This window comes from Arsenicibacter sp. R0_47 (assembly GCF_057652235.1).
In genome coordinates this window covers 1-12,306 of record NZ_JBYFCJ010000044.1, presented here as the reverse complement: position 1 = coordinate 12,306, position 12,306 = coordinate 1, and the positions used below count along the sequence as shown (strand labels likewise).

Sequence of the window (12,306 nt, the reverse complement as noted above, 5' to 3'; positions counted from 1 at the left end):
ACATTGCAAGCAAACATTCTGGCTATTAAAGACTTAAAAGTAGCAATCGTAATATTGCGATTACTGCTTTTATTCATACCTTTGTCGCATGGGCGTAACAAAAACCGAAGTGTTTACCGCCGAGCAGAACCGGGTAGCCGAACTGGCAAAAGCCCTCGCGCATCCGGCGCGGGTGGCTATCCTTCAATTGCTGGCACAAAAGAAAGCCTGCGTCTGTGGTGATCTGGTGGACGAATTGCCGCTGGCTCAGGCTACCGTTTCGCAGCATCTGAAAGAACTAAAGCGCATCGGCATCATTGCCGGGGAGATTGACCCACCCCGCGTTTGCTATTGTATAAACGAAGTAGTTTGGGAAGAAGCTCGTGAGGCATTCGGTGGTGTCTTCGACTTGCTGATGGCGCGCACCTGCTGCTAATCCTTTTTTTGCACAGCTTAATCGCAATATTACAATAAACCAATTAGATATGAACACGGCAGAAGAATTAAAGGAGATCGTTCGTCAGAAATACGGCGAAATTGCCTTACAGGACGACGCAAAAGGCGTAGAGGTAGGTTGCGGGTGTGGCCCCACCAGTTGCTGCGGGCCGACTGAAACAAATGCTTCGTACAGCATCCTGATGAACGATGAGTATCAATCCCTCGACGGATATGTAGCCGGAGCCGATCTGGGTTTAGGCTGCGGCCTGCCAACTCAGTTTGCTCAAATCAAGCCAGGCGATACGGTAGTCGATCTTGGCTCCGGGGCCGGTAACGACTGTTTTGTGGCCCGCGCCGAAGCGGGGGTAGCAGGCCGGGTCATTGGCCTTGACATGACCCCCGCCATGATAGACCGCGCCCGTAAAAACGCTCGTTCGCTGGGTTACGAAAACGTTGAGTTTGTCTATGGCGACATTGAGGATATGCCACTGCCGGGTAATCTGGCCGACGTTGTCGTCAGTAACTGTGTGATGAATTTGGTGCCCGATAAGGAACAGGCATTTAAGGAAACCTACCGTATCCTAAAGCCCGGTGGCCACTTCAGCATCTCCGACATCGTGCTGGTGGGAGACCTGCCCGAAGACTTGCAACGTGACGCTGAACTGTACGCGGGTTGTGTGTCAGGAGCGATTCAGGAGAGGGCTTATTTGGATATCGTCGTTCAGACTGGCTTCATCAATGTACAGGTTCAGAAGAAAAAGGAAATCAACCTGCCAACCAACCTGCTGCTGAACTACCTCACAGCCGACGAACTGGCTACCTACCAGCAATCAGGCCGGGGCATCTACAGCATCACTGTATTCGCTCAGAAACCTACCCAAACGCCCGATCTGGCCACCGTTCAGGTAGTTGAGGAGTCGGTTAATTCAACAGGTGCCTGCTGCGGTCCTACTTGTTGCGCGTAAAGGTTGCTCACCACTAACTAATTCCAGAAAATGTACTCTTTCCAGGCATTTTAATTGCTCTCCATTGTCGGGCTGAACCTAACGGCGGAGGCTCAAACTCGCCCAATTGCCCCTATTTCGGGTCACTATCAGCAACTGGCCCTGATCGACCGGCAGCCAAATCCCGAGACGTCCGCATTTGACACCATTCGTTTTTCGCTTAAAGATGCCAGTAAGGGTTCATTTGTCAGTACCCGACTGCGCGGGGTGTACCTACCCGCCGATGTGCCGACTCTTTTGGTTGTCTCTGCCCCGCCCGCAAACTCCTCTAAGCAAACCCGCGCCGAGCTGGATTTTATGCTCGATTTGCAGGCAAATCGAACCTCCGCTGAGGTCGAGCGGTACACCAAATTAGCCGCCATTTATCATAGCCCGACCACCAGCAATCCGTATGATCCCGACTACGTTCGGAACTGGAGTAGTCTGTTTCACATCGGTAGTCCGCTGGGGACATGGTACACGTACACCAATCTACCCCTGACAGCCGCGTTACTATCAGGCGTGTATCAGGATGCGACGTATTATTTCTTTATCCTCAAGTACCGGTTTATGCGGCCACGACCCTATGCACTCGAAACCCGCCTGCAACCGATTGAGAAGCCAGGGCATCCGGCCTATCCGAGCGGACATTCAGCCGCTTCTTACGCCAATGCTTACGTCATGAGTGAACTTGTCCCTGATCTGGATTCGGAATTCACAAAGATGGCGGCTGAGATGGCATACTCCCGCGAGGTGATCGGCGTACACTATCCGAGCGATTCAGAGGTATCGAGGGTGTGGGCGCGTCGGTTCGTCAACGAGCTATTGAAGCAACCCAAATTCCGCGCTGATTTGGCCAAAGCGAAAGCAGAAATTTCGGCCAAAAGGCAATTGGCAAACCGATAGGGGAACCCTTTATAACCACACTAACGTCCGTTCAGCTTACGTGAGTTACATAGCCTTTCTACCTTTGCACCTTCACTTTCGAGAAAACGTACAGGGTTTCGGTGGCAATCTGTTTACAGCGTTCATCGTATTTAGCCGCTTCCTGGGGCGTACCATCGAATGCCTTCGGATCGTCATACGGGATGGCGACTCGTGCACTTGCACCCTTGACAATGGGACAAGCCTGGTCAGCTTGTGAACAGGTAATGGTATCAGTTGAAGAACAATCGGGCAAAATAATTATCGTAAAGATACGATTATATTGTTTGCCTTTAAATTCATCGTATATTTACGATATACAATAGAGCATTATGGCAATCAACAAGAAAGAAGCATTTGATACGGCAGAGATTTCGGTGGCTGACTTTGCCAAAGCCCTGGCGCATCCTGCCCGTGTCGCTATTCTGAAAACTCTCGCCGAGCGTAGTACCTGTGTCTGTGGGGAATTGGTGGACGTGCTACCCTTGGCGCAGGCTACCGTTTCGCAGCATTTGAAAGAACTTAAAAAAGTGGACTTGATTAAAGGCGAAATCGACGGGGCGAAATCCTGCTACTGCATCAACTGGGACGTATTTGACTTGATGATGGGTGAGTTTACCCACCTTTTCGCGGGCCTGCAACGCGCGTCCCAAACCAATCAATGCTGCTGAGTCCGTTGCGTTTAATTCCAATTTGCCATGCGAATTGCATTTCTGAGCGACATCCATGCCAACCTACCCGCCTTAGAAGCGGTACTGGCCGACATTGACCACCGACAACCTGACGCGGTCTATTGTCTCGGCGATTTAGTCAGTTATGCCCCCTGGCCCAACGAAGTGATTGCATTGATTCGGCAGCACCGGATACCAGCGACCTGTTGATGGTACACGGTAGTCCCACCAGCCCGACGGAATACCTGCTCGAAGAGCGGGCGGAAGAAGAGATGCAGACCATTTTAGATCGGGCCGGGGCCGACCTGTTGCTGTTTGGTCACTCACACTTGCCCTATCACCGGCGACTTACGGCCCAAACGCCGGATCAACCCCTGTATCGACACGCGATCAATACTGGTTCGGTGGGCAAACCCAAAGACGGTGACCCACGGGCGGGGTACGTACTGATCGAGTGGGAAGCGGACGAACCACGCATCGAAATGATCCGGGTGGCCTACGATGTAGAACGGGCGGCTCAAGCTATCGAACAAAGTCCGCTACCCGATGAATTTGCTGACCGGCTCCGACGAGCCTACTAACTATAATATTATGAACCAGCCTGCTCAACAAGAAAGGGATGTTGTCATCATCGGTGGCGGACAAAGTGGTCTGGCGGTGGGGTATTTCCTGCGCCGAACGGGTCGTTCGTTTGTCATCCTCGATGCGGAACCAACGCCGGGCGGAGCCTGGTCCCACGGGTGGGATTCGCTACGACTGTTCTCCCCGGCTGAAGCCTCCTCGCTTCCCGGCTGGCCGATGCCCCGGCCAATGGCATCCGACTTGGCGGATGGATTCCCGACTCGTCGAGAGGTAATTGATTACCTGACTCGCTACGAAGCCCGGTACGGATTGCCCCTTCAACGGCCCGTTAGAGTCAGGCAGGTTGGCCGTGACCACGAAGGATTCCTCATCCAGACCGATCAGGGCGTGTGGCGGGCGGGCGCGGTGGTCTGCGCTACTGGCACCTGGAGCCGCCCCTTTATTCCAGTTTATTCGGGACAGTCTGACTTCATGGGCGGGCAACTCCATTCTGCGTTCTATCAGTCGCCGGCCGAATTGGCTGGTCTGCGCGTCCTGATCGTCGGGGGTGGCAATTCAGGCACTCAGATTCTGGCCGAAGTCTCCCGCATCGCTCACACGGTATGGGTAACTCCTGACGAACCCCGCTTTTTGCCCGACGATGTAGATGGGCGAGTACTATTTAGTCAGGCAACTGAGCGATACCAGGCGTTGCAATCCGGCGATACCTCAAAACAAACAGGCAATTTAGGCGACATTGTCATGGTACCATCCCTCCAGGAAGCGCGAAGCCGAGGGGTACTACACGCCCGGCGACCATTCCTGCACCTGACCCGAACCGGTGTTCGATGGTCCAACGGACAGAACGAAGCGTTCGACGTAATTATCTGGTGTACGGGTTTCCGTCCAGCAACTGACTACCTGCGTCCGCTGGGCATCGTGAACGAAACGGGCCGGATCATCACTGAGGGTACACGGGCAATCAAATTACCCGGCCTATGGCTGGTAGGTTACGGTTCCTGGACGGGCTTTGCCTCGGCTACGCTAATCGGTGTCGGTCGCTCGGCCCGCCAAACCGCCGAAGAAGTCCATCAATACCTCCAACATCAACCAACGACTGCCCAACTAAACGTATCATGAATACACCGATGATAACACCGGTTGTTACCCGGCCTCGCCTTTCATTTTTAGACCGCTTCCTGACTCTTTGGATTTTTGGGGCGATGGCTCTCGGCATATTGCTGGGCAATGTGTTCCCCCAAATTGAGCAGTCTCTGAGTGCGTATCAGTCCGGCACCACCAACGTGCCGCTGGCCATTGGGTTAATTCTGATGATGTATCCGCCCCTGGCTAAAGTGCGCTACGACCACCTGCCGCAAGTGTTTCGCAATACGAAGATTCTGGGTCTTTCGCTGGTACAGAACTGGCTGATCGGCCCCGTGTTCATGTTTGGATTGGCCATCCTGTTTCTGCCCGACAAGCCCGACTACATGACGGGCCTGATTATGATCGGGGTAGCCCGCTGCATCGCGATGGTCATCGTCTGGAACGATCTGGCCCTCGGCGACCGGGAGTACGTAGCGGGGTTAGTGGCCTTTAACAGCATCTTCCAAGTGCTATTTTATTCGGTCTATGCTTACGTATTCGTCACGTTGCTACCTCCTTTGTTTGGACTGCGGGGCGTAGAAGTAGACGTGAGTATTGGTCAAATTGCCCAGAGCGTGTTTATCTACCTCGGCATTCCCTTCATCGCCGGTATGTTATCCCGCTGGCTGCTGACGCGCTGGAATGGGCACATTTGGTACGAAAAGAAGTTTTTGCCCGCTATCAGCCCGATTACACTCATTGCCCTACTGCTCACCATCGTTCTGATGTTCAGTCTGAAGGGCAAACTTATCGTGCAAATTCCCTTCGATGTGCTGCGGATTGCCCTGCCACTGGTCATCTACTTCGTGGTCATGTTCTTTATGGCGTTCTACCTGGCTAAACGCGTAGGTGCCGATTACGCCAAAAGCACTTCGCTGGCCTTCACCGCTGCGGGTAACAATTTTGAGCTGGGCATTGCCGTGGCTATCGCTGTATTCGGTATCAACTCCGGCGTGGCGTTCGCGGCCGTGATCGGCCCCCTCGTCGAGGTGCCCGCCCTGATTTTGATGGTCAATTTCGCGCTCAAACAACAGAACACGTTTAAAACCTCAGTCTGATGAAAATTGCCCTATTTTCTGACGTTCATGCCAACCTGCCCGCTTTGGAAGCAGTCTTGACCGACATTGACAACCGACAACCCGATGCCGTGTATTGTCTCGGCGATCTGGTCGGCTATAACATCTGGCCCAACGAGGTCATCAATACAATCCGCAAAAGGGGCATCCCTACGATTGCTGGCAACTACGATTACGGCATTGGCCGCTCCAGCGACGACTGCGGCTGCGCCTACCGGGAAGAGGATGAGAAGGCAATGGGTAAAGTCTCCATAGCCTACACAAACGGCGCGGTGGGCGATGCTGAACGAACATACCTGCGGACCCTGCCTACGCACCTTCGCGTGGAATTTGAATTAGAAAACAATCCCGACAAGCTCTGGCAACAGCAGACACCGCTATCGCTTTTATTGGTTCATGGTAGCCCACGGCGGGTAAATGAATACCTGTTTGAGGACCGGGGCGACCGGAGTTTGGGCCGGGTACTGGAAGGGGCCAATGCCGACATCCTGTGCTTTGGGCACACGCACAAGCCGTTCCACAAAGTAGTGAGTGCCGAACCGGAGGGGCAGCAAACGTATTGGCGACACGCCATCAACATCGGATCGGTGGGTAAGCCTAAAGATGGTGATCCCCGCGCCTGTTATGTGATGCTGACGATTGATGAGACTGCACGGCCTGGGTCGGTCGACGGTGTTACGGTCGAACACGTTCGGATTGACTATGACATCGTGCGGGCGGCTACCGCCGTCGAAGCGAGCGAGTTACCCGATCTATACGCCGATATGTTGCGTCGGGGACGCTAAGACTGAAGACCAACTTACTGAGCCATTTTATCACCCACTAAACTATGTGTCAATACCATGAAAAAGTTATCAGCCCTTCTACTTGCCCTCATGCCGGTCTGGTGTTACGCTCAACCAGCCCGTAAGGTGAATCGTTACGAAGCTCCGGTGGCAGCCCACTACCGTCAATTAGGGAGTCTGAATCGTGCCCCGCAACCGGAGAATGCTCAATTGGATTCGATCCGGTTTCCGGCCGAGAGGGCTTCTGCGGTTTCACATGCTGCCCTGAAGCTGCCGACTATTTATGTGCAGGAGTTTGGTAACGAACTTCGGCTTCCACCACCGCCTGCCAATTCGTCGGCCCAGACTAAGGCCGAATTGGACTACCTACTGCGGATTCAGGATGTACGGAAACCAAATGACATTGAGCAAGCCAAACAGATGGCTGAAGTCTATTTCATTCCAATGCTGAGCGACTCGACCCATCCGCATTACAAGGCTAATATTTCTTCTCTGTTTTTCGTCGGTAGCCAAATAGGCGATTGGTTCACTGCCCAAAATCTACCCGTCCTGACCAAATTGCTACAGCGGGTCCATCAGGATGCATCACATACCTATTATTCCCTAAAGTATCAATACAATCGCCCCCGACCCTACCAGATTGACCCGCGTCTGAAACCGTTAGAGCAGGCAGGAAGTCCATCCTACCCAAGTAGTCACGGAGCCGCAGCGTATATCAATGCTTACCTGTTCAGCGAACTGGAACAACAACTTGCTCCACAATTTAGCAGTAAAGCATTTCAAGTGACTCAATCTCGCGAAGTGATGGGGGTAGATTATCCGAGTGATGGCGAAGCAGCCCGTGTATGGGCCAGAAGTTTTGTCAATTACCTACTGGGTAACCCCCTCTTCCGGGAAGAATGGAAAGCGGTTCGTGCCGAATGGAAACAGGTTCGGAAAGGGCGAACACTGCCTATTGAGCCATGAGCTTTAAGCACAAAACAACTTGGTAAGGGGGTATCAGTCGTGTATTTTTTCTCAGAACGGGCATGAATACAACTAACTTAATTCGGCCTGCGGATCGTATCGTACAGGCAAGCTCAATGATTCTGTTTCTACTGTTGGGTGGCCTGTTTCTTTTCGCGCCTTGTCCAAGTCGAGCGCAGTCGATGAACGGTAGTTTTCAGATCGACTTTACACGGGAGGGTGCCTGGCGTTATACACATCAACCCGAAACAAACCATCAGCGGAACGGTCGATTTATTCAGGATCGATTGACAAGCATCGGAAAGCGACTCGCTCAGTTATCCGTAATGAACCCGCCTGCTTACTCTGCGCTTCAGAGCGACTTACAACGTTATTTACAGCAATTAGCCGACAAATCGGCTGATTATGGCAATGCGGCCACGTATCAGGCTGTTTTACTGTGGTTAAATAGCTTCGATGAAAAGATTAGGTCGGCTCTATCGGAAGGGCGTTGGCTGTCGATATATCGGGAAGCGACATCAGATACTATCCAAGAACAGGCCCTGATTGGCCGTAATGTAACGGCATTACCTAATGGATTGCTGTTTCGCCGGGCGGATTACCGCTCTAAATTGGTTCATGTCCTGCCACTCGGTGAAGTGGTGACTGTACTAAAAGCGGAACGAGAGTATTATTTCGTGATATGTGGCAATAAGAAGGGGTACTTACCCAAAGCCATGATTACCAGAACAGTAGGACAGGAATAGAATACAAACGGATAGTCTCTAAGCGTGTTCACGAGTAATTTCTCTAATCAACCGGGTTAGGTCCTGTTCCGACATCCTTGTTCTTATGCGAACCCGTAGCAATCGTTGGCCTGCTTTAGCCATAATCTTGTCCTTAATTCGATCTTTAGCCTGCTGCTCTTCGCTATCATGATACACGCTGTCGATCTCCAGCATTTTGAATGGTTTGAACGCATTCTCCGCATCGAAGACAACGCAATCTACTAAGGCTTTGAAAAAGTAGTTTCGCTCATGCGGTTCCAAAAGGTGTTCGATCTGCTTAAAATCCACCAGTGCCGAAACCGCTACATTTGGGAAGACGAGGTATGTGCTGTACACCTCCCTAACTGCCCGGTAGAACTCATACTCCTGCTTCGATTTGAATAAGCTAATTGTATGGTTCACAGACTCAACTTCGCGGTTTACAGTTACGTGAATCGTTCGTTGCTGACTGTGTTCGACTACTTTAGGCTGCGTTCGTTCAAACTCTTGAAGCAATTCAATACTGACAGGCAGATGCTGATATTTCTTGGCATAGATTAAAGCTGACTGAACTTGAGTCGAGCGATATCCGAGTATAATTTTTTCTGCAAGGCGTTCCACATCTACAGTGGGCAGGGCAAAGTGAAAATTAGGCCCTGTGTGAAGCATATGAAACTGCTCTAAATAAAAGAGATAATCAGGGTCTTCACCGAAGCTACTTCCGTCAATTAGTTCCCGGATGAACTGCGATTCAAGAATACTCCTTGTAATATCGTCCTGCCGAAGCTGGTCATAAGTCTTATTGTTTTTAAACAACTCGATGAGAGCCATCCAATTACGCTGCTGAAGGAGTTTGAATGTAGTTTCGCGGTCGTAAACCATTTATTTTATTAATTGGGCTGTGAAGATAACTGTTTCCCTTCGGTATAAGAATGTAGCATTTTCTTTTGATTGGACGCTTAAATGAAAGGATTTCAATACACCATTCATTCCGTGTTAGACTGTGAAACAGGCGAGGAGGTTTTCGCAGGGTCATTTTTCAACCAAGACGAATCGGCCATTTTCGAGATACGCAGACAGTTAGAGGATGCTATACGTAACCGACGCGATCCTAAATACAAATGCTACTACTGCAATCAGCTTATCAAGATTCGGGGTAAAGCCGAAAACGAGACAAAGCTAAAGCGGATGCACTTTGCCCACCAGTGGGACAGCGACGATTGCCCTATAAAGACCAGCCATAAGTTAACCCAAAAACAGATTCGGGCTATAAAATATAATGGGCAGAAAGAAAGCAAACTGCATAAACGAACAAAGGAGTTGGTAGCAGCCTCCTTAGAATCGAATCGGTTGACAAACAAAGGTATAACTGAGGTGGCGACGGAAGCGGTTAGGCGGGATACCTCTGGACTATTGACCTGGCGTAAGCCCGATGTCAGCGCGGTTTACCACTCACGTCAAGTCGTGTTTGAGATTCAGCTTTCAACTACGTTTTTAAGTGTCATTGCAGATCGGGAATACTTTTACTGATTCTCCGCAAACACACCTAATATTTTTAGTATATTAGCGCTCAATCTGAATGTTCACTTCCACATGCTGTTTCTCGACGGTGTGTATGTCGAGCAATCCCACGGCTCAGCGCGTTTCCGCTGGGTCAAGGCGCCGACCAGCCCAGAGCTCACCCAGCTGACGCACACCATCGCCCACCGGGTGGGTCGCTATCTGGAACGGCAAGGCCTGCTGGAACGGGATGTCGAAAACAGCTATCTGGCCTCGGATGCGGTGGATGACGACCCGATGACACCCCTGCTGGGGCACTCGATCACTTACCGTATCGCTGTCGGTTCACAGGCGGGGCGAAAGGTGTTCACTTTGCAAACTCTGCCGACCAGTGGTGATCCGTTCGGTGACGGGATTGGCAAGGTAGCCGGGTCCAGCCTGCACGCCGGCGTGGCGGCCAGGGCCGATGAACGCAAGAAGCTCGAACGGCTGTGCCGGTACATCAGCCGCCCGGCGGTATCCGAGAAGCGGCTGTCGTTAACACGAGGCGGCAACGTGCGCTACCAGCTCAAGACGCCGTACCGGGACGGCACCACGCACGTCATTTTCGAACCATTGGATTTCATTGCAAGGCTGGCCGCCCTGGTACCGAAGCCCAGAGTCAACCTAACCCGCTTCCACGGGGTGTTCGCACCCAACAGTCGGCACCGGGCGTTGGTCACGCCGGCAAAACGGGGCAGGGGCAACAAGGTCAGGGTGGCTGATGAACCGGCAACACCAGCACAACGGCGAGCGTCGATGACATGGGCGCAACGGCTCAAGCGTGTTTTCAATATCGACATCGAGACCTGCAGCGGCTGCGGCGGCGCCATGAAAGTCATCGCCTGCATTGAAGACCCTATAGTGATCAAGCAGATCCTTGATCACCTGAAGCACAAAGCCGAAACCAGCGGGACCAGGGCGTTACCCGAAAGCCGGGCGCCACCGGCTGAGCTGCTCCTGGGTCTGTTTGACTGACGAGCCTGAAGGCCAACGATACCAATCAAAATGCTGCGTTCACAGCGCCGCGGCAGGGATCCGCCGTGCTGGTTGTCGGAAAAGGAGCCGCTAGTGGGAAAGAGGAGGGTAAATTTTCAGCGTTGCTGGCTCCCCGTCAGCCGGATTGGGTTGCATCGCAGGGGTGTCGAAAGAGTCAACTGCGGTCCAAAGCTGTTGGACTTGGGTGAAAAGGGCGTTTATTCTTCCTATACGTTGTCGGCAGCGGGCCAAAAAGGAATACGTCCATGCCCATCGAGGTGAAACCGGCTGTGAGCGCGGGTTCAAGCATATAGCCCGACAGGCGCGTATCCTTGCCGATCACGACACGATGGCGGTGGTCACCGCGACGAAAGACACGGCCAGCCGCCATGCCGACGCGCAAGGCGGTTTCCGCCGTCATCGCGCCTTCGTTGGCTTTGCCACGAATACCGTCTGTGCCGAAATATTTGCGCACCATAAGGTCGATTATCCTGTCGTCGGGTCGCCCTCAAAGGGGACATGCCTGCTGAACCGCGAATATAGAGAAATATCCCGAATGTGCAGTTAACGAATTCTTGCGGTTTCTTTCAGCGCCGCCAATACCGCCAGCCCGTCGCGCAAGGGGCGCGGCTCGTGTGTGCGGATGAAGTCAGCTCCACCTGCGGCGGCGGCAAGCTCTGCAGCGAGTGTCGCGGCCCCGACATCCCCCGGACCACGGCCTGTGAGCGCGCGCAGAAAGGATTTGCGCGAAACAGACAGAAGCACCGGCAAATCGAAGCGCAGCCGCAATTCATCGAACCGCGCCAGCACCGAGAGCGAGGTTTCGGGAGCAGCCCCCAGAAAAAACCCCATGCCGGGATCAAGGACAAGGCGGTTGCGTTTGATACCGGCACCCGTCAGCGCCGCGATGCGCGCGTCAAAGAACGCCGCAATGTGATCCATGATGTCGCCAGCGGGTGCCTCGCGCCGATCTGCCTGCCCGTCTTGCACCGAATGCATAACGACGAGTTTGGCAGATGATTTCGCCAATTGCGGATAGAACGCAGCGTCTGGAAAACCGCGAATATCATTGAGATAGGCCACACCACGCGACAAGGCATAGGCTTGCGTCGCGGGTTGATAACTGTCGAGCGAGACGGGAATGCCATCTGCCTTGAGCGCGTCCAGCACCGGCGCGATACGCGCGATTTCTGTGTCGGACGAAACAGGCGCGGCGTCGGGATTGCTGGATGCCGGACCGAGGTCGATCACATCTGCCCCCTCGGCCATCAGCTTACGCGCCTGCGCAATGGCTGCGTCTGGCGCCAGATACCGGCCTCCATCGGAGAAACTGTCCGAGGTTATGTTGACGATGCCGAAAATGATGAGCGATTTATTCATGGGGGCTTCTATAATAATACCTAAAATCCGCAGGTAGTTAATTAGGATGTTTAAAGATTCTGATTATCCGTTTATGCACCTGTTATATTCGCAATTACTAGTCTGTCAAAGAGTTTGTCTCCAAAATACCGTCT

Annotated in this window: 16 protein-coding genes and 1 pseudogene; 13 read left to right on the top strand and 4 right to left on the bottom strand. The window is 52.7% G+C overall.

Features of this window, described 5'->3' with window-relative positions; translation table 11 throughout:
- Positions 1-88 precede the first annotated feature (88 nt).
- Genes AC23NW_RS33790 through AC23NW_RS33780 form a run of 3 tightly spaced genes read left to right on the top strand, consistent with a single transcriptional unit; the run spans position 89 to position 2,306 of the window.
- Positions 89-415 carry an ArsR/SmtB family transcription factor gene (locus AC23NW_RS33790; RefSeq protein ID WP_487455040.1) on the top strand — a complete coding sequence of 109 codons (327 nt, stop codon included), beginning with the start codon at positions 89-91 and terminating at the stop codon, positions 413-415.
- A gap of 49 nt (positions 416-464) precedes the next feature.
- A complete protein-coding gene (locus AC23NW_RS33785; RefSeq protein ID WP_487455039.1) occupies positions 465-1,382 on the top strand; it encodes an arsenite methyltransferase in 918 nt (305 codons plus the stop codon).
- 54 nt (positions 1,383-1,436) lie between these two features.
- Positions 1,437-2,306: a phosphatase PAP2 family protein gene (locus AC23NW_RS33780; protein ID WP_487455038.1), complete on the top strand. Its 870-nt coding sequence runs from the start codon at positions 1,437-1,439 to the stop codon at positions 2,304-2,306.
- Positions 2,307-2,364: 58 nt separating this feature from the next.
- On the opposite strand, the gene AC23NW_RS33775 is transcribed toward AC23NW_RS33780, so the two are convergent.
- Positions 2,365-2,580, bottom strand: coding sequence for a hypothetical protein (locus AC23NW_RS33775; protein ID WP_487455037.1), 216 nt, complete (start codon positions 2,578-2,580; stop codon positions 2,365-2,367).
- Between the two features lie 76 nt (positions 2,581-2,656).
- Here AC23NW_RS33775 and AC23NW_RS33770 point away from each other — a divergent pair, with 76 nt between their 5' ends.
- The 8 genes from AC23NW_RS33770 (at position 2,657) to AC23NW_RS33735 (ending at position 8,275) form a co-directional block, all read left to right on the top strand.
- Positions 2,657-2,995: an ArsR/SmtB family transcription factor gene (locus AC23NW_RS33770; RefSeq protein WP_487455036.1), complete on the top strand. Its 339-nt coding sequence runs from the start codon at positions 2,657-2,659 to the stop codon at positions 2,993-2,995.
- Positions 2,996-3,022: 27 nt separating this feature from the next.
- Entirely contained in the window at positions 3,023-3,205 is a 183-nt protein-coding gene (locus AC23NW_RS33765) for a metallophosphoesterase family protein (protein ID WP_487455035.1), read from the top strand.
- Positions 3,205-3,576: a metallophosphoesterase family protein gene (locus AC23NW_RS33760; protein WP_487455034.1), complete on the top strand. Its 372-nt coding sequence runs from the start codon at positions 3,205-3,207 to the stop codon at positions 3,574-3,576. The genes AC23NW_RS33765 and AC23NW_RS33760 overlap by 1 nt, the downstream gene beginning before the upstream one ends.
- A gap of 10 nt (positions 3,577-3,586) precedes the next feature.
- Positions 3,587-4,696 (top strand): ArsO family NAD(P)H-dependent flavin-containing monooxygenase, encoded by a 1,110-nt coding sequence (locus AC23NW_RS33755; RefSeq protein WP_487455033.1) that lies wholly within the window; start codon positions 3,587-3,589, stop codon positions 4,694-4,696.
- Positions 4,697-4,704: 8 nt separating this feature from the next.
- Positions 4,705-5,760, top strand: coding sequence for an ACR3 family arsenite efflux transporter (arsB, locus tag AC23NW_RS33750; protein ID WP_487455050.1), 1,056 nt, complete (start codon positions 4,705-4,707; stop codon positions 5,758-5,760).
- Positions 5,760-6,563 (top strand): metallophosphoesterase family protein, encoded by an 804-nt coding sequence (locus AC23NW_RS33745; protein ID WP_487455032.1) that lies wholly within the window; start codon positions 5,760-5,762, stop codon positions 6,561-6,563. The genes arsB and AC23NW_RS33745 overlap by 1 nt, the downstream gene beginning before the upstream one ends.
- Before the next feature lie 57 nt (positions 6,564-6,620).
- Entirely contained in the window at positions 6,621-7,529 is a 909-nt protein-coding gene (locus AC23NW_RS33740; protein WP_487455031.1) for a phosphatase PAP2 family protein, read from the top strand.
- 62 nt (positions 7,530-7,591) lie between these two features.
- Positions 7,592-8,275 (top strand): hypothetical protein, encoded by a 684-nt coding sequence (locus AC23NW_RS33735; protein ID WP_487455030.1) that lies wholly within the window; start codon positions 7,592-7,594, stop codon positions 8,273-8,275.
- 18 nt (positions 8,276-8,293) lie between these two features.
- On the opposite strand, the gene AC23NW_RS33730 is transcribed toward AC23NW_RS33735, so the two are convergent.
- Positions 8,294-9,106: a DUF2726 domain-containing protein gene (locus AC23NW_RS33730; protein ID WP_487455029.1), complete on the bottom strand. Its 813-nt coding sequence runs from the start codon at positions 9,104-9,106 to the stop codon at positions 8,294-8,296.
- A 132-nt stretch (positions 9,107-9,238) separates the two neighbouring features.
- Here AC23NW_RS33730 and AC23NW_RS33725 point away from each other — a divergent pair, with 132 nt between their 5' ends.
- Positions 9,239-9,805 (top strand): DUF6035 family protein, encoded by a 567-nt coding sequence (locus tag AC23NW_RS33725; RefSeq protein ID WP_487455028.1) that lies wholly within the window; start codon positions 9,239-9,241, stop codon positions 9,803-9,805.
- Between the two features lie 36 nt (positions 9,806-9,841).
- A pseudogene (locus AC23NW_RS33720) lies at positions 9,842-10,792 on the top strand (IS91-like element ISCR2 family transposase); the annotation flags it as partial.
- Positions 10,793-10,967: 175 nt separating this feature from the next.
- On the opposite strand, the gene AC23NW_RS33715 reads toward AC23NW_RS33720, so the two are convergent.
- Both AC23NW_RS33715 and sul2 read right to left on the bottom strand, forming a co-directional pair.
- Positions 10,968-11,270, bottom strand: coding sequence for a phosphoglucosamine mutase (locus tag AC23NW_RS33715; protein ID WP_000251875.1), 303 nt, complete (start codon positions 11,268-11,270; stop codon positions 10,968-10,970).
- Positions 11,271-11,356: 86 nt separating this feature from the next.
- Positions 11,357-12,172: a sulfonamide-resistant dihydropteroate synthase Sul2 gene (gene sul2 / locus AC23NW_RS33710; RefSeq protein ID WP_001043260.1), complete on the bottom strand. Its 816-nt coding sequence runs from the start codon at positions 12,170-12,172 to the stop codon at positions 11,357-11,359.
- Positions 12,173-12,306: the final 134 nt, after the last annotated feature.